Origin of the sequence: Bacillus sp. B1(2022) (assembly GCF_040259625.1) — a bacterium.
GTDB classification, from domain to species: domain Bacteria; phylum Bacillota; class Bacilli; order Bacillales; family Bacillaceae; genus Bacillus; species Bacillus velezensis.
On record NZ_JANIFO010000010.1, the window covers coordinates 47256 to 70848 of the forward strand.

General features: G+C 48.6%; 20 protein-coding genes. 10 read left to right on the plus strand and 10 right to left on the minus strand.

Annotated features, from left to right (window positions below; all coding sequences use genetic code 11):
- Positions 1 to 120 precede the first annotated feature (120 nt).
- The 8 genes from NQS30_RS16525 (at position 121) to katX (ending at position 8167) form a co-directional block, all read left to right on the plus strand.
- Entirely contained in the window at positions 121 to 432 is a 312-nt protein-coding gene (locus NQS30_RS16525; RefSeq protein WP_015240840.1) for a PTS sugar transporter subunit IIB, read from the plus strand.
- Between the two features lie 14 nt (positions 433 to 446).
- Complete coding sequence (locus tag NQS30_RS16530) at positions 447 to 764, plus strand: PTS lactose/cellobiose transporter subunit IIA (protein WP_015240841.1); 318 nt, start codon at positions 447 to 449, stop codon at positions 762 to 764.
- A gap of 18 nt (positions 765 to 782) precedes the next feature.
- Complete coding sequence (gene celB, locus NQS30_RS16535; protein ID WP_012118772.1) at positions 783 to 2102, plus strand: PTS cellobiose transporter subunit IIC; 1320 nt, start codon at positions 783 to 785, stop codon at positions 2100 to 2102.
- Positions 2103 to 2131: 29 nt separating this feature from the next.
- A complete protein-coding gene (locus NQS30_RS16540) occupies positions 2132 to 3532 on the plus strand; it encodes a glycoside hydrolase family 1 protein (RefSeq protein WP_015240842.1) in 1401 nt (466 codons plus the stop codon).
- Positions 3533 to 3551: 19 nt separating this feature from the next.
- Positions 3552 to 4433 (plus strand): ROK family protein, encoded by an 882-nt coding sequence (locus tag NQS30_RS16545; RefSeq protein WP_015240843.1) that lies wholly within the window; start codon positions 3552 to 3554, stop codon positions 4431 to 4433.
- On the plus strand, positions 4430 to 5374 hold the full coding sequence (gene manA / locus NQS30_RS16550; RefSeq protein WP_015240844.1) for a mannose-6-phosphate isomerase, class I: 945 nt from the start codon (positions 4430 to 4432) through the stop codon (positions 5372 to 5374). Before NQS30_RS16545 ends, manA begins: the two co-directional genes overlap by 4 nt.
- Before the next feature lie 19 nt (positions 5375 to 5393).
- Entirely contained in the window at positions 5394 to 6476 is a 1083-nt protein-coding gene (locus NQS30_RS16555; RefSeq protein ID WP_015240845.1) for a glycosyl hydrolase, read from the plus strand.
- 77 nt (positions 6477 to 6553) lie between these two features.
- Positions 6554 to 8167, plus strand: coding sequence for a catalase KatX (gene katX, locus NQS30_RS16560; RefSeq protein ID WP_218791418.1), 1614 nt, complete (start codon positions 6554 to 6556; stop codon positions 8165 to 8167).
- 38 nt (positions 8168 to 8205) lie between these two features.
- Here the strand turns inward: katX and NQS30_RS16565 are convergent, their stop codons facing one another.
- Positions 8206 to 9192: a choloylglycine hydrolase family protein gene (locus tag NQS30_RS16565; protein ID WP_218791419.1), complete on the minus strand. Its 987-nt coding sequence runs from the start codon at positions 9190 to 9192 to the stop codon at positions 8206 to 8208.
- A gap of 316 nt (positions 9193 to 9508) precedes the next feature.
- Between NQS30_RS16565 and NQS30_RS16570 the strand changes: the two genes are divergently transcribed.
- The gene (locus tag NQS30_RS16570; protein WP_218791420.1) at positions 9509 to 10867 is read left to right on the plus strand and encodes a purine-cytosine permease family protein; all 1359 of its coding nucleotides are present in this window, start codon (positions 9509 to 9511) and stop codon (positions 10865 to 10867) included.
- A gap of 13 nt (positions 10868 to 10880) precedes the next feature.
- On the opposite strand, the gene NQS30_RS16575 is transcribed toward NQS30_RS16570, so the two are convergent.
- From NQS30_RS16575 to NQS30_RS16595, 5 genes are all read right to left on the minus strand, one after another.
- Positions 10881 to 11711: an NAD(P)H-hydrate dehydratase gene (locus NQS30_RS16575; protein ID WP_040238716.1), complete on the minus strand. Its 831-nt coding sequence runs from the start codon at positions 11709 to 11711 to the stop codon at positions 10881 to 10883.
- A 91-nt stretch (positions 11712 to 11802) separates the two neighbouring features.
- Positions 11803 to 13533 carry a thiol reductant ABC exporter subunit CydC gene (cydC, locus tag NQS30_RS16580; RefSeq protein ID WP_015240849.1) on the minus strand — a complete coding sequence of 577 codons (1731 nt, stop codon included), beginning with the start codon at positions 13531 to 13533 and terminating at the stop codon, positions 11803 to 11805.
- Positions 13530 to 15233, minus strand: coding sequence for a thiol reductant ABC exporter subunit CydD (gene cydD, locus NQS30_RS16585; RefSeq protein ID WP_015240850.1), 1704 nt, complete (start codon positions 15231 to 15233; stop codon positions 13530 to 13532). The genes cydC and cydD overlap by 4 nt, the downstream gene beginning before the upstream one ends.
- Positions 15233 to 16249, minus strand: a complete 1017-nt coding sequence (gene cydB / locus NQS30_RS16590; protein WP_003150830.1) for a cytochrome d ubiquinol oxidase subunit II — start codon at positions 16247 to 16249, stop codon at positions 15233 to 15235. The genes cydD and cydB overlap by 1 nt, the downstream gene beginning before the upstream one ends.
- The gene (locus tag NQS30_RS16595) at positions 16233 to 17639 is read right to left on the minus strand and encodes a cytochrome ubiquinol oxidase subunit I (RefSeq protein WP_007407763.1); all 1407 of its coding nucleotides are present in this window, start codon (positions 17637 to 17639) and stop codon (positions 16233 to 16235) included. The genes cydB and NQS30_RS16595 overlap by 17 nt, the downstream gene beginning before the upstream one ends.
- 501 nt (positions 17640 to 18140) lie before the next feature.
- Here NQS30_RS16595 and cimH point away from each other — a divergent pair.
- Positions 18141 to 19484, plus strand: coding sequence for a citrate/malate transporter CimH (cimH, locus tag NQS30_RS16600; protein ID WP_124692666.1), 1344 nt, complete (start codon positions 18141 to 18143; stop codon positions 19482 to 19484).
- Between the two features lie 34 nt (positions 19485 to 19518).
- Here cimH and NQS30_RS16605 read toward each other — a convergent pair whose 3' ends face one another.
- The 4 genes from NQS30_RS16605 to NQS30_RS16620 form a co-directional block, all read right to left on the minus strand.
- Positions 19519 to 20361 carry a polysaccharide deacetylase family protein gene (locus NQS30_RS16605; protein WP_012118785.1) on the minus strand — a complete coding sequence of 281 codons (843 nt, stop codon included), beginning with the start codon at positions 20359 to 20361 and terminating at the stop codon, positions 19519 to 19521.
- Positions 20362 to 20460: 99 nt separating this feature from the next.
- Positions 20461 to 21561, minus strand: a complete 1101-nt coding sequence (locus NQS30_RS16610; protein ID WP_124692665.1) for an ABC transporter ATP-binding protein — start codon at positions 21559 to 21561, stop codon at positions 20461 to 20463.
- A 116-nt stretch (positions 21562 to 21677) separates the two neighbouring features.
- Positions 21678 to 22571: a PucR family transcriptional regulator gene (locus tag NQS30_RS16615; protein ID WP_072589714.1), complete on the minus strand. Its 894-nt coding sequence runs from the start codon at positions 22569 to 22571 to the stop codon at positions 21678 to 21680.
- Positions 22572 to 22737: 166 nt separating this feature from the next.
- Positions 22738 to 23574: a YitT family protein gene (locus NQS30_RS16620; protein ID WP_003150818.1), complete on the minus strand. Its 837-nt coding sequence runs from the start codon at positions 23572 to 23574 to the stop codon at positions 22738 to 22740.
- Between the last annotated feature and the right edge of the window lie 19 nt (positions 23575 to 23593).

The window sequence follows — 23593 nt, forward strand, 5'->3', positions numbered from 1 at the left end:
TTTTTTTGTGTCAAAAATCCGAAAAGTAAAACTTTTATATTTTAAAAGTATAGACATTTAATTTCAAAAGATTATAATATTCATGAAAACGTTTTAACTTTATGAAAGAAGGGATTCCTCATGAAAAGAATTTTATTAGCCTGCAGCTCAGGCATGTCCACCAGCCTTCTTGTTACGAAAATGCAGAATTACGCCCGCTCCATCGGTGAGGAAGCCGAGATTTGGGCAGTCGGACAGGATAAAGCAAAACAAGCGATGAAAGATGCAGACGTCGTACTGATCGGCCCGCAGATGAGTTTTTTAAAAGGTGAGCTTCAAAAAGAGGCGGACCCGCTTCACATCACCGTTGATGTGATTGACATGATGGCTTACGGCATGGGAGACGGCAAAAAAGCATACGAACAGGCCGTTGCCTTGATAGAGAACAAATAAAGGAGGCGATAAGCATGGAAACGTACACGGATGAACAGATCAGTTTTCAGCTGATTCTTCACAGCGGCAATGCCCGCAGCAATATTATTCAATCGATACGCGCATATAAAGACGGCCGGACAGATGAGTCAGACTCCTTTCTGACAAAGGCTGAAGAAGAACTGGGGAAAGCGCACGACATCCATTTTCAGATGATTCAAAAAGAAGCCGGCGGCGCCAAAACGGATGTCTCTCTGCTTTTTATGCATGCTGAAGATCACTTAATGTCAGCGCTTTCAATGAAAGAGCTCGTCAAAGAAATGCTCGACTTATTTCAATCAAAGAATTTATAAAAAGCCGGGGGTGAAGACGTGTTTGAGAAAATCAGCCAATTCCTTGTTCCGATCGCGGGAAAATTAAACAATAACCGCTACTTGCAAGTCTTACGGGATGCTTTTATGCTGGCGTTTCCGCTGACCATTTTCGGTTCGGTGTTCGTCGTGCTGACGAACCTGCCGTTTTTAAACAAAATCATGAGCAGCTCCGCCCTGTCTGTCTTTCAATCCGGATTTGGCGGCGCTTCGACGGCGACGATGGGGATTATGTCCATTTTTGTCGTCTTCGGGATCGGCTATTACCTTTCCAAAAGCTACGAAGTGGAGGCCGTATTCGGCGGAGCGATCGCATTGGTTTCTTTTCTGCTGCTCACCCCGTTCGTTTTAGAGCCGGAAACGGGCAAAGCGGTCGCAGGCGTCATTCCGGTTGACCGGCTTGGAGCAAAAGGGATGTTTCTCGGCATGATGACCGCGTTTTTGTCAGGTGAAATCTACAGAAGAATCGTCCAGAGAAACTTAACGATTAAGATGCCTGCCGGTGTTCCTCCGGCTGTTGCTAAATCGTTCGCCGCATTGATTCCGGCTTTTATCACGCTTACCGTCTTCCTCTTGATCAATGCGGCTGTCACCCAGATCTTTCACACCAATCTGCATGATGTCATTTATCATACGGTTCAAGCCCCGCTTGTCGGACTTGGAAGCGGCATCATTCCTACATTAATCGCTGTTTTCTTTATTCAGATTTTATGGTTTTTCGGACTTCACGGACAAATCATTATCAATTCCGTGATGGACCCGATTTGGAATACATTACAGGTCGAAAATTTAGCTGCATATACAGCGGGAAAAGAGATTCCCCATATTATTTCTAAGCCGTTTATGGAGATTTACACCGTCGGAATGGGCGGAACCGGAATGACATTGGCCATAGTGATCGCCATCTTGCTTTTTATGAAAAGCAAACAGATGAAACAGATATCCAAACTCGGTCTCGCGCCAGGCATTTTCAACGTCAATGAGCCGGTTATTTTCGGTTTGCCGATCGTGATGAACCCGATCATTATCATTCCGTGGGTGATCGCACCGATGGTTGTCACCCTTGTCACCTACCTGGCCATGTCGGCGGGGATCGTGCCCCCTCCTACCGGCGTGACCGTGCCTTGGACCGTCCCCCTTTTCATTAACGGGATTATGGCGACCAATTCCGTCATGGGCGGCATTATGCAGCTGGTCAACCTCTGTATTGTGTTTGTCATCTGGTTCCCGTTTCTTAAAGCGCTGGACAAATTAAACATGGCAAAGGAAAAAGAAGCTGAGACCGAGCAGCATGCCCGGGATGACAGCATGAGTATGTAATCAAAATCGCAGTAAGGGAGAGAAATCAATTGACTGAATCAAATATTCAATATCGTTTTCCGGAAGGATTCTGGTGGGGGTCTTCCGCCTCCGCCACCCAAACAGAAGGCGCCGCTGACAGAGACGGAAAAAGCCAAAACATATGGGATTACTGGTATGAAAAAGAGCCGAGCCGTTTTTTTAACGGCGTCGGCCCCGGCGACACGTCACGTTTTTACGATCAATACAAGGAGGATATCCGGCTGATGAAAGAAATCGGCCATAACTCCTTCCGGCTGTCTATTTCCTGGTCAAGATTGATTCCGGACGGAACCGGCGAGGTCAATCAGAAAGCGGTCGCGTTTTATCAGGACGTCATCGATGAAATGCTTGCCCATCGCATTGAGCCGTTTGTCAATTTGTTTCACTTTGACATGCCGCTCGCCCTTCAGCGGAAGGGGGGCTGGGTCAGCCGGAACACCGTTGACGCGTTTGAACATTACGCCAAAACCTGCTTTTCGCTATTCGGTGACAAGGTGAAAAAATGGTTCACTCACAACGAGCCGATTGTGCCGATTGAAGGCGGCTACTTATACGACTTTCACTACCCGAATCACGTTAATTTTCAAGAAGCGGTGCAGGCCGGTTTCCATACCCTGCTGTCGAATGCAAGGGCTGTCAAAGCCTACAGAGAATTGAAACAGGATGGACAAATCGGAATCATTCTGAATCTGACGCCTTCTTATCCGAGAAGCTCACATCCTGAAGATGTCAAAGCGTCCCGGATTGCCGACGCCTTTTTCAACCGTTCATTTTTAGATCCCGCCGTAAAGGGCGAATTTCCTGAGGAGCTTGTCGAGATTCTCAAGGCGGAAGGCTTTCTGCCGCATTATGAGAAAGAAGATCTCCGCCTCATTCAGGAGCATACGGTCGACCTGTTAGGCGTGAACTACTACCAGCCGAGGCGCGTCAAGGCAAAAGAACATGTTCCGAATCCGCATGCCCCTTTTCTGCCTGAGCGTTTCTTCGATCCGTATGTCATGCCCGGCCGGAAAATGAACCCTCACCGCGGGTGGGAAATTTACGAAAAAGGAATCTACGACATTCTTACCAATCTCAGAGAACATTACGGAAATATCGAGTGTTTTATTTCTGAGAACGGCATGGGAGTTGAAGGCGAGGAACGCTTCCGCGATGAAAACGGCATCATTCAGGATGATTACAGGATTGAATTTATCCAGGAACATCTGAAATGGGTGCATCGGGCCATCGGAGAAGGTTCAAATGTAAAAGGCTATCACCTGTGGACTTTCATGGACAACTGGTCTTGGACAAATGCTTATAAAAACCGCTACGGCTTTGTATCTGTCAATCTGGAAAACGGGGGCGAACGGACCGTCAAAAAAAGCGGCCGCTGGTTCAAATCCGTTTCGGATCAAAACGGATTTTAACAGATGAGGAGGGACGGCCATGCTTGGAGGTATTGAAGCCGGCGGCACGAAATTTGTCTGTGCCGCCGGACAAAGAGACGGCACCATTCTGGACAGAGCAGAGTTTCCGACGGGAGAACCGGATGACACACTCAGACAGGTCATCCGTTACTTTACAGATTTCCCGATAGACGCCATCGGCATCGGTTCGTTCGGGCCGATTGATATCCGTCCTGACAGTCAAACTTACGGGTGCATCACCGCGACGCCGAAGACAGCCTGGCGGAACTGCCCTATTCTTCAAACGATCAAAAGCGCTCTGGATATTCCCGCAGGCTTCACCACCGACGTTAATGCGGCGGCGCTTGGAGAAGCTTCTTTCGGCGCGGCCAAAAACGCGGACAGCTGCCTCTATTTGACGGTCGGCACAGGCATCGGCGCGGGCGCCATCATGAACGGCAGATTTGTTCAAGGGCTGTCTCATCCTGAAATGGGCCACATTTATGTCAGAAGACATCCGGACGACGGCTACAAAGGCAATTGCCCATACCATACAGATTGTCTGGAAGGCCTCGCGGCAGGCCCCGCCATTGAGAAACGCTGGGGGAAAAAAGCATTTTTGCTCACGGATCAGCAGGAAGTGTGGGAGCTTGAGGGCTATTATATTGCCGAAGCGCTTGTGCAGTATATTCTCATACTTTCGCCGGAAAAGATCATTCTCGGCGGAGGCGTCATGAAGCAGCGGCAGCTGTTCTCTTCTATCCGTCAGCACGTGAAAAAGCGGCTGAATCAATATATTGATCTGCCCGACATTGAACACTTCATCGTTCCCCCTCAACTAGGGATTCACTCCGGCGCGGCCGGTTCGCTCGTATTGGCGGAGCAGGCCTTAGAAGCGGCAAACCGGGAGGCGGGAAAATGACGAAACTCTTATTTTTGGAACCGGTTTTTAAAGAAAGATTATGGGGCGGGACGAAGCTGCGCGATACATTCGGGTATGAGATTCCTTCTGAGCGGACGGGCGAGTGCTGGGCGATTTCAGCTCATCCTCACGGCACATCCATCGTGCGGAACGGGCCTTTTTCCGGAACATCATTACACCGTCTCTGGAATGAACACCCTGACCTGTTCGGACATCCGAAAGAAGACGCCTTTCCCCTGCTTACAAAAATTCTTGACGCAAATATGGACTTATCCGTACAGGTGCATCCGGATGACGCATATGCACATCGGCATGAAAACGGAGAACTCGGAAAAACGGAATGCTGGTACGTGTTGGACTGCAAAAAAGACGCGGAGCTCATTTTAGGACACCGCGCCCAAACGAGAGAAGACTTCGTTCGGCTCATTGAACGAAACGAGTGGGATCACCTGCTCCGCCGCATCCCCATTAAGCCCGGCGACTTTTTCTATGTCCCGAGCGGCACACTGCACGCTTTATGTGAAGGTGCGCTCGTTCTTGAAATCCAGCAAAGCTCTGATGCCACCTACCGGCTTTACGACTATGACCGGACGGATGGGAACGGGAATAAACGCGAGCTTCATCTTCAGAAAGCAATTGACGTAACAGACATTCCCCATACCGATGAAAATGTAAAAAGCACAAAGCATCGGATTGGAGATGCTCTGATTACGATACTCGCCGAAACACCTTTCTTTTCAGTTTATCAATGGGATGTGAGCGGGAAAGCATCATTCCCCGCACCCGGCCGGTATTTACTCGCAAGCGTCATGAAAGGACGCGGAGAACTGGATGGATGCCCCATTCACAAAGGCGATCACTTTATCGTGCCGGCGGATTCCGGAGATTTTGTTATAGAAGGAGATTGTGAGGTTATCGTTTCACATCCTTCATCATCTTAAAAATCAGGAGGTCTTTTATATGCTCAAAAGGTTAGCAGTCTGCCTGTCTATCGTTTTATTACTCTTAGGAGCCGCCAGTCCGATATCGGCTCACACCGTTTATCCCGTCAACCCAAATGCCCAGCAGACGACAAAAGATATCATGAACTGGCTGGCGCACCTGCCCAACCGTTCAGAAAACAGGGTCATGTCCGGGGCGTTCGGCGGGTATAGCGATGTCACTTTTTCAATGACAGAGGAAAACCGCTTGAAAAACGCGACGGGACAGTCTCCCGCCATCTACGGCTGTGACTATGGGAGAGGATGGCTTGAAACAGCGGATATCACCGATTCTATCGATTACAGCTGCAACAGCAGCTTAATCTCATACTGGAAAAGCGGCGGCCTCCCTCAGGTCAGCCTGCATCTCGCAAATCCGGCTTTTCCATCCGGAAACTATAAAACGGCCATCTCAAACAGCCAGTACAAAAACATCCTGAACCCTTCAACTGTTGAAGGAAAACGGCTTGAGGCGCTGCTCAGCAAAATCGCCGACGGCCTTACTCAGCTGAAAAATCAAGGCGTCACCGTTCTGTTCAGACCGCTGCATGAAATGAACGGCGAGTGGTTCTGGTGGGGGCTGACAGGCTACAACCAAAAAGACAATGAAAGAATCTCGCTGTACAAAGAGCTTTACAAGAAGATATACCGCTATATGACAGAGACAAGAGGATTGGATAACCTTTTGTGGGTGTATTCGCCGGATGACAACAGAGACTTTAAGACAGACTTTTACCCAGGCTCATCTTTTGTGGATATTACCGGTCTGGACGCTTACTTCACTGATCCGTATGCGATATCAGGCTATGATGAAATGCTGTCTCTGAAAAAACCGTTTGCCTTTGCCGAAACCGGTCCGTCCGGTAATATCGGAAGCTTTGATTATGCTGCTTTTATCAATGCGATCAGGCAAAAGTATCCCGAGACAACGTACTTTTTGACATGGGATGAACAATTAAGTCCGGCGGCCAATCAAGGCGCGCAAAGCCTTTATCAAAACAGCTGGACGCTGAACAAAGGCGAAATATGGAACGACGGGTCCTTGACGCCGATCGCGGAATAACTGCTTCTTTTGAAAATCGGTTTTAAATTACGGCTCTGCTGGGCATATTGTTACCGTTCAAAAAGGAGGGTTCAACAATGGAAAATAACAAAAACAGCGAAGAAACGCTTTCCAGTAAGACGACCGGTAAAGGCGAGTCAGAAGACACGCTGACAAACCGGCAGGGCCATCCGGTCACTGACAACCAGAATGTCAGGACAGTCGGCAATAGAGGACCGACGACATTGGAGAATTATGATTTTTTGGAGAAAATCAGCCACTTTGACCGCGAACGGATTCCCGAGCGCGTCGTTCACGCGCGCGGCGCCGGCGCACACGGATACTTTGAGGCGTACGGAAGTTTTGGAGACGAGGAGATTTCTACATACACAAGAGCGAAAGTGTTTCAAAAGAAAGGAATGAAAACTCCGGCGTTTGTGCGGTTTTCTACCGTCAACCACGGGAAGCATTCCCCGGAAACATTGCGTGATCCCCGGGGTTTTGCCGTTAAGCTTTATACCGAAAACGGCAACTGGGATCTGGTCGGCAACAACTTGAAAATCTTTTTTATCCGTGATCCGCTGAAGTTCCCGGATCTTGTGCACGCATTTCAGCCTGATCCCGTTACGAACATTCAGGACGGCGAGCGTATTTTCGACTTCATTTCCCAATCACCGGAAGCGACTCATATGATCACATTCCTGTTTTCGCCGTGGGGCATCCCGGCCAACTACCGGCAGATGCAGGGCTCAGGCGTCCATGCCTACAAATGGGTCAATGAAGAAGGAAAAGCCGTGCTCGTCAAATATCACTTTGAACCGAAACAGGGCATCCGCAACCTGACACAGAAGGAAGCGGAAGAGATTCAGGGGAAAAACTTTAACCATGCGACACAGGATTTGTATGAAGCGATTGAAAAAGGCGATTACCCTGAATGGGAAGTGTATGCGCAAATCATGACTGATGACGAACACCCCGAGCTGGATTTTGATCCGCTTGATCCGACCAAGCTGTGGTATAAAGACGATTTCCCTTGGAAGCCGATCGGTAAATTGGTTCTGAACAAAAACCCGGAAAACTACCATGCCGAGGTGGAACAAGCGTCATTCGGAACGGGCGTGCTTGTGGACGGCCTTGATTTTTCGGATGACAAATTACTTCAGGGGCGGACATTCTCCTATTCAGATACCCAGCGGTACCGCGTCGGCGCAAACTACCTGCAGCTTCCGATCAACTCGCCGAAAAAGCATGTCGCCACCAACCAGGAAGGCGGGCAAATGCAGTATCGGGTCGATCGGGCAGAAGGACAAAACCCGCACGTCAACTATGAGCCGTCCATTATGGGAGGACTCAACGAAGCAAAGCAGGATGGGAAAGACCATACACCTCATGTCGAAGGCGATGTGAAGCGGGAAGCGATCGACCGGCCGAATAACTTCGGCCAGGCCGGAGAAACATACCGCAGATTTTCGGAATTTGAACGGAACGAATTGATCACAAACCTGGTCAATACGCTTTCTTCCTGCCGCAAAGACATTCAGGATCAAATGATTGAGAATTTCACAAAAGCAGATCCGGACTACGGAAAACGTGTGGCGGAAGGGCTGAAAAAAGCCTCCGAAAGCAACAGCGGCGGGCCGATCGGCACTACTGATACAGCACAAGCCGCAAAACAGGCTGAACAGGAAAGCCATCCGTCTGATCCGTATTAAATAAAAAAACAGGACAATCGCGTCCTGTTTTTTTTGAGCTAATTCAGCTCCTGTATATTCTGCTCCGCCGCGGCCGCAAATACTTTCGGCTCCGGACGGTCAAGATCTTCATGGAATAAACTTACTTTGTGAATCTGCCGGTTGTCGTACAGATGAAAGTAGTAGTTCCCGGTGTCACAGCACATGACCGACGTATACTGCGTATAATCAATTTCATTCTCCTCTGTGATCACCGCGCCTTTTGGAATATTCACATTGGACAGCACGTGAAAAGCGGCCGTAACGCCATCCGTTTCATGAGCGGCAGGCTCTAAATGCTCTTTCAGATAAGCGGCTCTGATAAATCGGGATGGCGGCGTGTAATCACCGGGAAGCCCGATCGTTCCAGATCCTTGGCCGAAAGCGGTTAATGTCATTCCGCCCAATGTTTTGCTTTCTGACTGCTGCGGCCTGATTCCGATATAATGGCGCAGATTGGTCACATGCCAAGGAAATTCCGGACTGTTGGTCATCACTCCGGGTTTGTTGTCATATACTTTCATTCCCTCCGGTGTCGGCTCGATGACAATGCAGCCGCCCGTGCGGTCTGATAAAATCCAATGAAGAGGCAGCACCGTATCCAATAACATCAATTTCTTCTCTACAATCGTCAGCGAACCGAGCTTTTCCTTTATGTCTTCAAGAGATTCACAGTTTGATAAGGCCCAGGTGACAAACTCATGAGGAGCGATGTGACAGGTGCCCTCCCGTTCCGCTTTCTTGTATCCCGCAAAGCCCGGAAAATACAGCGTCGCACACGACAGCCCTTTTTCATTTACGCCGTCGGCAAACAGAACATTGCCGAGATTTCTCCCCATGCCGATAAATGCGTATTTCGTCTTATGCATCCTGCCGTCAGCTTCGCTTTTCCAGCTGTACTGACGAGGATAAAGCACGACGTCCGTCCCGAGCTGAAATGCAAAATCCATCGTTCGCGCCAATAGGTGATTACCGTCTGTCGTTTTCAATGTAAGACTTGTACACATATCATCAATCCCCTTTTCATTAATGAAATTTACACAAAGTAAACTATTCTTCCAGCTTAACGAATAATGGCTCCATTCGTCAAAAGATTGACACATTTCTCCTTAATACATATTAGTCCGTAAGCATATCCATGCCTTTTAAACCCTGGCAAATCGTTTTGGCGGCAGTGTTTGTTCCGTTTTTCAAAAAAACTTTTGAACGGCTGTCAACGAGGCTTTACAATGTTTTTCCTGCATGCTGGAATTTGTAAACGGCAGGTCAATCTGTTAAGCTATGTCTTTATGTTAAAGAAGAACATACGGAGGAGATTATCTATTGAAAGTAGAAAGGCGAACGATTGAACATATTCCGCATGACGAAAGACACGGAAAGGCTAAAGATTTATTCCCCGTCTGGTTCGGGGCTAATATGCATATTACGACGTTAGTCACAGGCACACTGCCCGTTACAATGGGGCTCGATCTCTTTTGGAGTATCGCCGCCATTATTATCGGAACCTTTATCGGCGCAATCTTTATGGCGTCTCATTCCGCACAAGGACCTCAGCTCGGAATTCCGCAAATGATTCAAAGCCGCGCGCAATTCGGCGTGATCGGAGCGATTCTGCCCCTCTTTTTGGTCATGTTTATCTACCTGGGCTTCTTTGCGAGCAGTACGATTCTCGCAGCCGGTACACTGAGCAGCTTTGTACCGATTCCGGCTTCATGGTGTATTATCGGCTTAAGCGCCATCTGTTTTTTACTCACGATCTACGGTCATGATCTGATTCACAAAATGCAGAAAATCCTCTCTTGGACCTCCTTTGCCGTTTTTTTTGCTGCAACGATTCTTATTTTTCAACTGCCGATTCCTTCAGGAAGCTGGGTGCCCGGCTCATTAGACCTGCCTGTTTTTCTAGTGGCGGTCAGCGCGGTGGCCACATGGCAGCTGGCATACGCGCCATATGTCGCAGATTATTCCCGTTATCTGCCGGTCAAAACACCGGCATCGCATACCTTTTGGTACAGCTACGCAGGTACGTCAGTCAGTTCCATCTGGATGATGCTTCTCGGCGCCATTTTGACGACGGCGCTCCCGGAATTTACCGCTAATGCGGGAAATGAGATTGTCCGATTGTTCGGTCCGTTTTCCTTTATTATGCTGATCATTGTCCTGTTCGGGCAAATGGCGATCAACGTCTTTAATTTATACGGAGCCTTTATGTCAACGACGACTACCTTGGAGCCGTTTTTAAAACTGAAGGTGACGCCGAAAACGAGAGTGGTAATGATCCTTTGTGTGACGGCAGCAGGTACTGTATTAAGTCTCTTGGGCCAAAGCAATTTCCTGGAACTGTTTTTAAATTTCATCTTTTTCATCAGTTATTTCTTAATTCCATGGACGGCGATCAACCTCGTGGATTACTATTTTATCCGCCGCGGAAAATACCACGTCAAATCGATGTTTGACGTCAACGGACAATACGGCAGGGTCAATTGGATTACAGCGGCCGCCTTCGTTTTGTCGATTATATTAGAAATCCCGTTCATCAATACATCCTTTTACATTGGGCCGCTCGCTGAAATATTCGGCGGAGGCGACATTGCCTGGGTCATCGGCCTGGCCGTTCCATCGCTGCTGTATTATGTCCTGATGAAATCAAGGGTAAAACAACAAGAGGCGCCTTCTCTATGAAGACGCCTTTTCTTTATTCATATTCCTTCCATACACGCGGCAGCAGTTCAGAAAGTTCGTGCGCCAATAAGGTATGGGCGGAGCGCTCTTTCGTCCATAACTCCGCACATTCACCGTGAAGGCGGACGGCGTTCAATACGGCATGCTTCGGGTCTTGATGACAGCACAGCATGCCGAGAATCATTCCCGTCAGCGTGTCGCCGGTCCCGCCTTTTGCAAGCGCGCCGTTTCCGGTTGTATTCCTGCGGCATTCCCCGTCGGGAAAAGCGATAATGGTTTCGTTTCCTTTCAGGACAATCGTGACGTGAAGCCGCTCCGCCCATTCCGCGGCATATCCCGCTCTGTTCTGCTGAATCTCTTGAATCGGAAGGCCTGTCATTCTGGAAAATTCGCCGGGATGAGGCGTCAAGATCACGGGGGCTTTCCTCTTTGGATAGGTTCTTTTCGTAATGGCGCCCGCGTCCAGTATGACGGGATAATCGGCAGAAAGCAGCTGATCAGCCGCCTGCTGCACTTCGTCTGTTTGGGGAAGGCCCGGTCCGATGGCAGCGGCCCGGATGGTTTCCCCGGGCTGGCCCGCCGCGGCTTTTTTCCAGCCGTCACGCCAGTACGTCGCTTCCGGCAGCACCGGGACGATAAGCGGGATGACGCCTGCCGATGTACCGATGACGAGCTTGCCGACACCGCTTCTCATCGCGCCCAATCCGGCCAGAAGGGCGGCTCCCGGCATGTCTTCGCTGCCGGCCAGCAATAACGCCGTCCCGAACGTCCCCTTATGGCTGTCTGCTTCCCGCTTCGGCAGCGTATCTTTCACATCCTGTTCCGTCCAATCCATTATATTCATCTCTGTACCTCCTCTTCTGTCTCCTATTTATATTCCAAACAAGAAGAGATTTTAAACCGCACAAAAAAAACAGCCGCTTGTTTGCGGCTGTTTATGTTCTGATTGGAACATCAAGACGGTAAAGCTTCCGGTACCGTTCGTTTTCTGCAAGCAGCTCTTGATGAGTTCCTTCCATTTCTGCTTTTCCATTTTCTAAAAAGACGATTTTATCAGCTGTTTCCACACCCGCTAAATGGTGTGTAATCCAGAGGATCGTTTTCTCTTTAAAGACATCAAAAATCGTATCAAGCAATTCGCGTTCAGTGACCGCATCAAGGCCGACCGTCGGTTCATCAAGGATAATGACCGGCGTGTCTTGGAGCAGAATACGGGCAAGCGCGATCCGCTGCCGTTCCCCGCCTGAGAAACGAATCCCCGTCTCCTGCACGGACGTTTCATATCCGTCAGGCAGTGATTCAATATAATCATGCAGCTTCACTTGCCGAGCCGCACGCTTAACATCTTCATCACTCGCCTTGCCGTTTCCGAGCCGGATATTGTTCATAATGCTCGTGTTAAAGAGATGAGGTTTCTGATTCAAAACGGCCACCGCTGAGGAAATCTGCTCCTGCACGGCCGCAGTTTCCAGCCCGTTCAGCATCACTTTGCCCGAATCGGGAACTAAGGCGCCTTCAATTAAAGCGAGAGAGGTCGACTTACCGGAGCCGCTCCTGCCGAGCAGCGCCATTTTTTCACCTTGGCGGAGAGTGAAGGAAAAACGGCCAAGCACATGACTGTGCTGATCATAAGAAAACGTCACGTTATCAAATGTAAGTGTCACATCAGATACATCCAGTTTCTCATCCGTCTGCTTCACCTCACGACTTCGCAGCTCCGGAGCCGCCTGACTCATTCTTTTGATGGAATCCTGATAAGAAGGCACTTCCGTCAGCGCATCCGAAAGGGGCAGAAACGCATCCGTCAATGGAAATACGACAAGCACAAAGGCCGCGATCATCGTGTTGGCGATGCTGCCGTCCGCATACTGACCCGCCGTCCAGAACAGCATGATCAATATGAAGCCGCCGACAAGGCATTGCGCGGCGAGATCACGCCATCTCGTAAACCGCTGACGTTTGCTTTCAAGATCAAACCATGCCTTCTCTTTCTCTTCATAAGAGGAAATAAAGGCCGCCTGGCGTCCCGAGAACATCCAGTCGCTCACGCCGAGCACGGCATCTGTCAGCCGGCTGTAGAGCGTATTCCGTCCGCTTTTCAGCCTCATGTTTTTCGCTCTCGTCACAAGAAGCGACACAACCGGAAACAATACAACCAATATAAACAGGTAAATCGCCGCAAAAGCGGCAAACGGCCAGGAAAAAAAGCCGAGTCCGATAACGGAGGCCGCATACAGCAGCAAAGCGGAAACCGCCGGGAAAATCGTTTTTAAAAACGCATCCTGCAAATGCTCAATATCCTCAGCCAAAATGCCGAGCATGTCGCCCGTCCGAAAACGGGATGAAAGCATGAGCGAGGCCGGCTCCAGCATATTGTAAAGCCGCACCCTCATGTCGGACACGATTTTCAGAATGATATGGTGCCCCGTCAGACGCTCGGCGTACCGTGAGACTGAACGGGCAATCCCGAAGGTCCGCACGGCTACAATCGGAACGTACACCAGCAGGATATTCTCAGGCCTGGTCGCCGACTTAGAGATCAAAAAACCGGAAGTGAACATGAGAAAGGCCGCCGAAAAAATCGTCACCGCGCCTAAAAAAATCACAAGAACAAACAAACGGGCATTTTGCTTCATATACGGCAGAATCCATTCTTCTTTTCTCATGTTCTTTCCCCCAGTTGCGCCTTTACAAGTTTGGCGTATACGCCTTGTTTCGCCATCAATTCGTCGTGGGTGCCGATTTCCGCCACCGCGCCGTCATCAAGCACGATAATTTCGTCCATCTCAAGCATCCAGTGAAGACGGTGAGTGGCCAGAAAAACAAGCTTGTTTTCAAACAGGTCTTTCATCGTTTCTTTTATTTCATATTCTGTTTCAATATCAAGGTGAGCGGTCGGCTCATCCAAAAGGAGAATCGGCCGGTTTCCTAAAAAGGCTCTGGCCAGCGCGACACGCTGAGCCTGCCCTCCGCTGAGCGCCCGTCCGCCCTCGCCGATCCGGCCGTCAAGGCCGCCGGGCAGATCACGGATCAGTTCGGAAAGACCCGCCGATCTAGCGGCCTGCGCCGTTTCCTCACGCGAAGCATCAGGATGATAAAACCGGATATTATTCAAAAGCGTGTCATCAAAAATATACGGGTGCTGCGGAATATAAAGCAGCTGCTTCTGCCAGCCGTCCGACTGCAGATGCGAGCGGGATTCACCGTTTACCTTGATCTCACCGGACGCAGGCTCTAAAAAGCCGCCCAGCACATCAATGAGTGTCGATTTTCCCGCACCGCTTTCCCCGATAATTCCGATTTTCTTCTTCCCTTTAAAGGACAGATGAAATTCAGACATCGATTCTCGGACGGACAAACGCGTAAGCTGTAATTCATCCCCGTCAGTCCACGTATCAAGTTCGAGCGGCTTTTCTTCTTTAAAACCGGGCTGCGCCAAAATCGCTTGAATGGTTTTCCCCGCCTCCTGCCCGTTTAACGTCGCGTGGTAATCATTCCCCACTTCGCGGACCGGGAGAAAATATTCAGGCGCGAGAATGAGCGCGGTCAATGCCGGTCCGAGCAGAATTTGTCCGTCTATCAGCCGCAAGCCGAGAAACACCGCCACTGTCGCCACCGACAGCATCGTAAAAAAGTCCAGGGCGAATGATGATAAAAACGCGACCCGGAGCGTGCTCATCGTCGCCTTGCGGTATCTCTCACTGACATGAAAGATATTTTTACTGTGTGATTTGCTTAATCCTAAAAACCGCAATGTCTCCAGTCCGCGGAGCGAATCCACGAAATGATTGGAAAGCGTCTGATAGGACTTCCATTGGCGATCGGCTTTTTTCTGTGCGACAAGTCCGAGCAGAATCATAAATACAATCAAAATCGGAAGCGCAAGAATCAGAATCAATGCCGATGTTTTATCCTGAAAAAACACGTAAATAACAACGGCCGCCGGCACAATCGCCATGCTGACCATTTTCGGCAGAAACAGCTCTAAATAACGGCGGAACTGGCTGATGCCTTCCATCGCCAGCGTCACCATCCGGCCTGTCCCCTCTTTTTTCGCAAAGCGGGGGCCGAGACGGAACAATTGCTCAAGAAATCTTTTTCTTAAGTCTGCGCCGGTTTGCGCGGCATATTGGTACACGATTTTCTGCCGGACCGTTGTCACCGCATGCCGGACCAAAAACGCAAGCAGGAAAAAGCCGATAACCGGATAAAGAGAAGCAATCCGCTTCCCGTTAAATAATCCGGTTACCGCCTGGCTCAGCCATTCCGCCTGCAAGATGATGGCGGCCGTTTGTATAATCGTTAATCCCGTAATGATCGCAAGAATCCGCTTCATTCCTTTATAAAGAAACAGGTCTTTTCCCATTAATAAGTCATAGGCTCCTTATGGCTGACGCGTTTCCGGAAGACATAATAGCTCCAGATCTGACTGCCGATGACAAACGGCAGCAGAGTCAGTGCGGCAATTGTCATGACCTTAAGTGAATAATCACCGGAAGACGCGTTAGCTACTGTTAAGTCATACGCGCTTTTCAGCGAACTGACCATGACGCGCGGGAACAGAGAGATAAAAATCATCGCAACTGTCAAAGCAAGACCCGCGCCGGTCATACCGAATGCCCAGCCGTCTTTTTTCTTGCTCATGAACACAACGGCAAGAACGTTGCAGATGACAATCAGCACGAATACCGGAATCGTGATGTTTGCCCGGCGTGTAAACATATCCGTATCGTATGCAGACATCGCAAAGAAAGCAAGTACAACAAGAAAGATAACACCGATTACGCGTTTTGCCATTTTTCTCGCACGCTCTTGTAAATCACCGATCGTGCGCAGGGTGACAAACATTAAACCGTGCAGGAATGAAAGAAGGGTGACGGCCGCTCCGCCAAGGACGGAATACACGTTCACAATATCTGAGAAACCCGCATGCATATTCATATGGCCGTCAATCGGCATGCCGCGGAACAAGCTTGTGAAGATAAGGCCGAATACAAACGGCGGGATAAGGCTGCCGAAGAAAATCACCCAGTCCCATGTTTTGACCCATTTTAAATGATTCACTTTTCCGCGGAATTCAAACGCCACGCCGCGGCCCATTAAAGCAAGAAGGATGATGATAAACGGAATATAATATCCGCTCAGCATCGTCGCATACCAGTTCGGGAATGCCGCGAAGATCGCTCCCGTACCTGTCAGCAGCCATACCTCATTCGCATCCCAGAACGGGCCGATGGTGTTAATCAGCACTCTGCGTTCTAATTCATTATGGCCAAGAAATCGGGTCGAAATGCCGACACCGAAGTCAAAACCTTCTAAAAAGAAAAATCCGACAAACAAAACTGAAACGAGTACAAACCAAAGATCATGAAGTGACCCCATGGTAAACCTCCTGACTGAACGGATCCGTTGATACAGGAACATCCTTATGATCATCATGGTCCGCACCTTTTTTAATTTCACGAACGAATAGGAAGACAAGCAGCGCGCCTAAAATCAGATACATGACGCCGAAGCCGATAATTGAAAACAGCAGAGATCCCGTCGTTACGTTAGGCGAAACGGATTGTGCGGTCGTCATTTGCCCCATAACCGTCCACGGCTGGCGGCCGATTTCAGTCATAATCCAACCGGCAGAGTTCGCAATGAACGGGAATGCGATCAGCGCGATCATGCCCCGTAAATACCACTTGCTCGTATGAAGCTTTTTGCGGCGGTTCAGAATAAAGCCGGCAATCGCGGCAAAAATCATAAGCGCGCCCGCTCCCGCCATAATGCGGAAACTCCAGAACGTCGTTTTAACAGGCGGGATATAGTCGCCTTTTCCGTACGTTTTTTCATATTCTTTTTGAAGTGTTTTCATCCCTTTCACACTGCCGCTGAACTTCTGGTAAGCCAAGTAGCTGAGTGCGTAAGGAATTGAAATCTCTGATGTGTTTTTTTCTTTATTCGTATCAATATTCGCAAAAGCCGTCCACGCGGCAGGATCACCGCTGTCATCCCAAAGTGCTTCACTGGCAGCCATTTTCATCGGCTGCGATTCCATTAAATGCTCAGCCTGCATATGTCCGCTGAACGCAACGCCGATACCGGCGATCAGACCGACAATCATCGAAAGCTTGAAAGATTTATGGAAGAAAGGCACTTCTTTTTTCTTCAATAATTTAAATGCGCTGACACCGGCGATAAAGAAAGCACCCGTCGCAAGCGCCCCGAAAATGACGTGAGGGAATTCAACCCAAAGCTGAGGGTTTGTCAAAAGCGCCCCGAAATCATTCATTTCCGCTCGGCCGTTTTTAATCGTAAAGCCGACCGGCTCCTGCATGAATGAGTTTGCCGTCAAAATCCAGAAAGATGACATAATCGTTCCGAAAGATACAAGCCAAATGCAAAGCAAATGCACTTTTTTAGATAAACGGTCCCAGCCGAAAATCCATAATCCGATAAAAATAGACTCCATAAAAAACGCCAAAAGCGCTTCAATCGCAAGCGGAGCCCCAAATACGTCTCCGACAAAACGGGAATAATCAGACCAGTTCAATCCGAACTGGAATTCCTGAAGAATCCCTGTGACGACGCCGACAGCGAAGTTAATTAAAAAGAGATGCCCCCAAAATTTAGCCATTTTGAGATAGGTCTCTTGTTTTTTGACAACATAAAGCGTCTCCATCAAAGCAACCATAAACACAAGCCCGATAGACAAAGGCACAAACAAGAAGTGAAACAATGTTGTAGATGCAAATTGAATGCGGGCTAATACCAACTCACTCATGATGTTTTTCCTCCAATCTGGTAAATTGCTCAACATTTCACAAACATAACGAAATCATTGCTCGGTATTTCACAAAAAATGATATATTTGCTCAATGTTTCACAAATTCGTCAAAACTATTGAAATATCAGCCTGTACACCCTGGGGACAGCGGCTGTCATAGAAATGATTCAATATCATTACTTTACAACGATTCAGCCTAAAAAAAAAGATCAATATACCTAAAATAAGGCTGAAATTGTGACCGATTATTGTCGGATTTGTAGAGATTTTATGTCAGCACCTAGGATATTTGTCCCTTTGATATCGTACCTCTTTTTTATTCGTGTGGCGAACAAAATGCTTTTCTCGGTGAAAAATCCCGCCAAATCGCCATTTTGAGAAAGAAAATGTGAAGAAAGCATGCCCTCTAGTAAATTCATAATATATGAACAATTTAAATTTTTTAGTATACTTTAAATGGGGATATTTTTTCACTACATAACGACTGGGGGAACAAGCATGGGAGAACTTCAACCAAAATTGCAAACGGATTCAATCCAAAAACAGGAACGGACTGATAACTGGTTTGCCAGAGCAATGAATATAAGAATCGGCATTATTCCTCTTCCTATCTATATCCTGCTTTTCTTGCTTATTACGGTGTTTGTCATGAGCCGTGATGTAAAAAGCGACATTCTGACATCAATTGCCGTCATGAGTTTTTTCGGATTTACCTTCGGCCAGATCGGAAAATCCATTCCGATCGTGCGTTCCATCGGCGGCCCTGCGATTCTCGCAACCTTTATTCCATCCGCTGTCGTCTACTACCACTTGCTTCCGAAAGACATTATTACTTCAACAACAGAATTCACAGAAAGCTCCAACTTTCTCTATCTATTTATTGCCGGTATCGTCGTCGGCAGTATTCTCGGGATGAAAAGAGAGACGCTCGTCAAAGCTTTCGTCAAGATTTTTATTCCGCTGATCGCCGGCTCGATCGCGGCCGCCATCGTCGGCTTATGCGTCGGGACGCTGCTCGGGCTCGGCTTTCAGCACACACTGCTTTATATTGTCGTTCCGATTATGGCGGGGGGTGTCGGTGAAGGCGCGATTCCTTTATCCATCGGCTACTCCGATATTATGCCGATGTCCCAGGGAGACGCCTTTGCGCTTGTGCTGCCGTCCATCATGCTCGGCAGCCTGTGCGCCATTATGTTATCGGGTTTGCTGAATGTCATCGGGAAACGCAAACCGGAATGGACGGGCAACGGGAAGGTTGATAAGTCTGATCATTCCGCTCCCGCATTGGAACAGCCGGCCAATGATAAAACGTTTGATTTGTCCTTTTTCGCTTCGGGCGGTATTTTAGCGGTTTCCCTCTATTTAGTCGGCATGCTGGCGCATGATTTCTTTCAGCTTCCGGCTCCTGTCGTGATGCTCGTCCTTGCCGTTCTCATTAAGCTGTTCAGGCTGGCGCCGGCTTCGATTGAAAACGGAGCCTTCGGCGTCTCGCGCTTTTTCTCGACAGCCGTGACCTATCCGCTCTTATTTGCGATCGGCGTTTCAATGACACCGTGGGACAAGCTGATTGCGGCGTTTACGATCAGCAACATCATTACCATTTTATCAATCGTCGTCACGATGATGGCCGTCGGTTTTCTGACCGGAAAATGGCTGAATTTGTACCCGATTGAGACGTCAATTATTAATGCCTGCCATTCCGGCCAGGGCGGCACCGGCGACGTCGCGATCTTGAGCGCCGCTGAACGGCTTGAGCTTATGCCGTTCGCCCAAGTGTCGACCAGAATCGGCGGAGCGATTACCGTGAGTGTCACCCTTCTGCTGCTTCATCAATTCTATTAAACTGAAAAAAGCCTCCGCATATGCGGAGGCTCTGTTATTTCATCACATTTTGAATATAAGAGCCGAATGCCGCGCCGGACATGCCCGGCGATACACGGACGCGGTGAAGCCCGTAAAGCCCCTGATCTCTTGACGCCGCTCCCGGCTCCGTCGTGACCGCCATACGGTAGCCTGACGCGGCGGCGGCTTTTAATGTTTCCTTATTATATCGTCCGACAGGGTAGCTGATCATAGACGTCCGCTGCCCGAACATTTGATCAAATAAACGCTTAGAGTCCTTCATTTCACGTCGCTGCTGCTGCGGTGTGAGCCCGTTCAATTCGAGATGGTTCATCGTATGGCTCTGAATGGAAATGCCGTGGGCGGCCATCTCCTTCATCTGCTTCTCAGTCAGATGATTCTTATGCCCGATATAGTTTCCGATCATAAAGATTGTCGCTTTCATCTTGTATTTCTTTAAAATGGGATAAGCCGCTTTCACATTGTCGGTATAGCCGTCATCAAATGTGATCAGAACACATTTTTCACGCGGCTCCTTATCCTCCGTCAGCATCAGATAGGCCTCTTCAGGAGTCATCGTATAATAGCCGTGATCATGAAGCCACTTCATATGCTGCCGGAATTCTTCCTTCGGCACACGCAGGCTGTTTCCCTCAGAAATGCTGTGGTACATCAGAATCGGCAGTCTTGCCGTTCCTTTCGTTTGAACCCAGGCGGACGTATCCGGCTCTTTTTTGATTTGGCGCTTTACAGACTTTTTATCGTGGTGCGCTTCTGCCTTCGGAATGCTTTGTTCGGCGCTTGCCTCATGGCCCGAGCAGGCGGCAAGCGTAAACACGGCAGCCAAAAGGCACATGCACATGATCATGCGTTTCATCGTTTTCCTGCTTTCTGTCTTCTATTTACTTTTTATATCGGTTATGCGTCATAAATTGTTACATCTAAAAAGCCGGACATCCAGCTGTCCGGCTTTGCGTTATGAGCGGATTCTGATTTCTGTTTCACTGTCAAAAAAGTGAGCTTTATTCATGTCGAAAGCGACGGTCAATTCCTCACCGGCACGTATATCATGGCGGGCGTCAATCCGGGCGATAAAATCCTGATCCCCGATCCGGGAATAAACCATAATTTCTGACCCGAGCAATTCCGCGACATTGATTTTAGCTGTGATGGATGAATTCTTATAGGATTCTACCACAATCAGCTCATCATGTATGTCTTCCGGGCGGATGCCGAAGATAACCTCTTTGCCGGCATACCCTTTTTCCCGGAGCATTTTCATTTTCCCTTCCGGCACGCTGAGAGCGGCTGAACCGATCTGAATGGCGTCGTCCGTCAGCTTTCCTTTGAAAAAGTTCATCGCTGGGGAGCCGATAAACCCGCCGACAAATACGTTTTCGGGATGTTCATACACGTCTTTCGGCGTGCCGATCTGCTGAATTTTTCCGTCCTTCATGACGACGATGCGTGTCGCCATCGTCAGTGCTTCTGTTTGGTCGTGCGTCACATAGATTGTGGTTGTTTGCAGCCTTTGATGCAGCTTAATAATTTCTGCCCGCATCTGCACCCGAAGCTTTGCGTCCAGATTTGACAGCGGCTCATCCATTAAAAACACTTTGGCGTCCCTGACAATCGCCCGGCCTAATGCAACCCGCTGCCGCTGCCCTCCGGAGAGCGCCTTCGGTTTGCGGTGCAGATACTCTGTGAGCCCCAGCATTTTCGCCGCTTCTTCGACCCGTTTTTTTATCTCAGGTTTCGGCATCTTCCTCAGCTTCAGACCGAAAGCGATATTATCATAGACCGTCATGTGCGGATATAACGCATAGTTTTGAAACACCATGGCGATATCCCTGTCTTTAGGAGCGATGTCATTCACTCTCGTGTCACCGATATAGAAATCGCCCTTCGTAATGTCTTCCAGCCCGGCAACCATCCGCAATGTTGTCGACTTGCCGCACCCCGACGGACCGACAAACACGATAAACTCTTTATCTTTAATATGAAGGTTAAAATCATCGACAGCCGCTTCTTTTTGATCGTAATACTTATAAATATGCTCCAGCCGAAGTTCCGCCATGTCATCTCCCCCTTTTTGTAAACGCTTTCTTTAATAGGATTGTAACAGCGTCAGACGGCGGCGGATATAGGCAATGTTCATAAAAAAAGTCCGCTGCCTTCGTGCACATTTCCCATTTAATGTGATTTTTCATACTGCAGACAAATGAAATAAGCCAGCAGGGCGCCCCGATATGTCTTAATATCAATACCCGAGCGTTCCGCAAATTTATCAATCCGATATTGAAGACTGTTGCGGTGCAAATGCAGTCTTTTCGATGTGAGCGACATGTTCGAGTTATGTTCAATAAAAGTCTGAATCGTATGCTTCAGCTCCGGTTCTTTCTGAAACAGCAGCACCGCTTCTTCGTGAAGCAAGGCTGAGAGCTTTTCTCTGCTTTCTTCCGTGAGCATGGCCGGAAATACCGTTTCCGCGGTCAGCGTGCTCAGCTGCGGGAGATAACGCCGGCCAATCTGACAATATTGCTGTTCTCTCCGATAATGAAGGCGCAGACGTTCTCCCGCGCCATAATACCTTCCGATGAAAAAACGGACACTGAAATAAAAATCGCCTTCGAGAATCTTCACAAAAGATGCGATGTCATCCGAATCTGGCGCTTCCAGCTTTTCTTCCTCCACAATCACGCCTTGATCCCTTCCCGTCCGGACAACTGTATATGAAACCGGCCAGAAATGGCGCAGCGCTTCCGTAAATGCCCCCCAATCCCGTTCTCCCAATAAGTCATAATGGATAAAACGGACACGAGGCTCCTTGACATCAGGCACCGGGCCTTCTTCCAGCAGAAACCGCCGCCACCTCTTTGCTGCCGCCGTCTCCGGAAAAAAATCGCCTTTTTCTTCAGCGGGCGTCAAAAGTGATTCCAGAAGCAGTTTCTCCTTCGGGGTGATATCCTCCTTCGGAATGGCGACATAGACCCGCCTTTTCTCATCATAAAAGCAAAAGACATCCTCCGCCGTACAGCACTTATCAGACAACACAGCCCTCGGGTAAATTGCCAATAACGGGTTCATATGCGCTCCTCTCTATCGCTCTATCATATTTTCAGTATAAAACGTCCGGCCGATTGTATCCACTTCGTTTTAAGAAACAGCTTTCAGGCTATTTCCCGGGAAACGGATCATAACAGCTTCTGCCGGCATAAGAAAAAAACCCTCCGCGCCGGCAGAGGGATCCTTTTTATTTAGAGATATCGACGAAGCCTTCACCAAAGACGTCACGCACATCATGAACAATGACAAACGCTTTTGTATCACAGCTTTTAATAATTTTTTTGAGCATGGAAAGCTCTTGTTTCTGGATGACGATATATAAAATTTCTTTCGACTGCCCCGTGTAATTTCCTTTACCCGACAGCAGCGTAACCCCTCTGTCCATAAGCGTGTTGACCTGTTCGGCGATTTCGTGCTTATGCTCAGATATAATCGTCACCGCTTTTTTCGTATTCAGGCCTTCAATGATAAAGTCCATCACCTTCGTTCCGATGTACAGCATGACAATGGTAAACATCATTTTTTCTGCACCGATGATGAAATAAGAACTGAAGACGACAATCAGATCAAAGAACAAAAGCGCATAGCTGATATTCCAATCGAGATATTTGTTCGCAATCCTCGCCAAAATGGCAGAACCCGCAGTCGTGCCTCCGACTCGAATAATGATCCCGATTCCGACACCGGCAAACACACCCGCAAAAATAGTATTAATAATGAGTTCATGTGAAGGCGAGTGCCAATCATGCGTCAGATGCAGAAACAGTGAGTTGGCGACAACCGTAATGATCGTATAAAGCGTTGTTTTTCCGTCTAAGAATTTATATCCGATAATCAATAAGATCCCGTTCAAAATGATATTCGTCACCCCGGGCGACCATTCAAACACATAGTACAAAATCAGGGTGATTCCCGTTACCCCGCCCTCTCCAAGATCATTCGGAATGGCGAATAAATTAACGGCCAAAGCAAAGATAAAAGCCCCAATAATCAGCATCAGCACATCCAGCAATCTCTTTTTCATCCCAGACACTCCCTTTATA

Bases quoted from the DNA above. Each gene is read 5' to 3' on its own strand.
- NQS30_RS16525 (WP_015240840.1), top strand. From the start codon at position 121: ATGAAAAGAATTTTATTAGCCTGCAGCTCAGGCATGTCCACCAGCCTT.
- NQS30_RS16530 (WP_015240841.1), top strand. From the start codon at position 447: ATGGAAACGTACACGGATGAACAGATCAGTTTTCAGCTGATTCTTCAC.
- NQS30_RS16545 (WP_015240843.1), top strand. From the start codon at position 3,552: ATGCTTGGAGGTATTGAAGCCGGCGGCACGAAATTTGTCTGTGCCGCC.
- manA (WP_015240844.1), top strand. From the start codon at position 4,430: ATGACGAAACTCTTATTTTTGGAACCGGTTTTTAAAGAAAGATTATGG.
- NQS30_RS16555 (WP_015240845.1), top strand. From the start codon at position 5,394: ATGCTCAAAAGGTTAGCAGTCTGCCTGTCTATCGTTTTATTACTCTTA.
- katX (WP_218791418.1), top strand. From the start codon at position 6,554: ATGGAAAATAACAAAAACAGCGAAGAAACGCTTTCCAGTAAGACGACC.
- NQS30_RS16565 (WP_218791419.1), bottom strand. From the start codon at position 9,192: ATGTGTACAAGTCTTACATTGAAAACGACAGACGGTAATCACCTATTG.
- NQS30_RS16575 (WP_040238716.1), bottom strand. From the start codon at position 11,711: ATGAATATAATGGATTGGACGGAACAGGATGTGAAAGATACGCTGCCG.
- cydC (WP_015240849.1), bottom strand. From the start codon at position 13,533: ATGAGAAAAGAAGAATGGATTCTGCCGTATATGAAGCAAAATGCCCGT.
- cydD (WP_015240850.1), bottom strand. From the start codon at position 15,233: ATGGGAAAAGACCTGTTTCTTTATAAAGGAATGAAGCGGATTCTTGCG.
- cydB (WP_003150830.1), bottom strand. From the start codon at position 16,249: ATGGGGTCACTTCATGATCTTTGGTTTGTACTCGTTTCAGTTTTGTTT.
- NQS30_RS16595 (WP_007407763.1), bottom strand. From the start codon at position 17,639: ATGAGTGAGTTGGTATTAGCCCGCATTCAATTTGCATCTACAACATTG.
- cimH (WP_124692666.1), top strand. From the start codon at position 18,141: ATGGGAGAACTTCAACCAAAATTGCAAACGGATTCAATCCAAAAACAG.
- NQS30_RS16605 (WP_012118785.1), bottom strand. From the start codon at position 20,361: ATGAAACGCATGATCATGTGCATGTGCCTTTTGGCTGCCGTGTTTACG.
- NQS30_RS16610 (WP_124692665.1), bottom strand. From the start codon at position 21,561: ATGGCGGAACTTCGGCTGGAGCATATTTATAAGTATTACGATCAAAAA.
- NQS30_RS16615 (WP_072589714.1), bottom strand. From the start codon at position 22,571: ATGAACCCGTTATTGGCAATTTACCCGAGGGCTGTGTTGTCTGATAAG.
- NQS30_RS16620 (WP_003150818.1), bottom strand. From the start codon at position 23,574: ATGAAAAAGAGATTGCTGGATGTGCTGATGCTGATTATTGGGGCTTTT.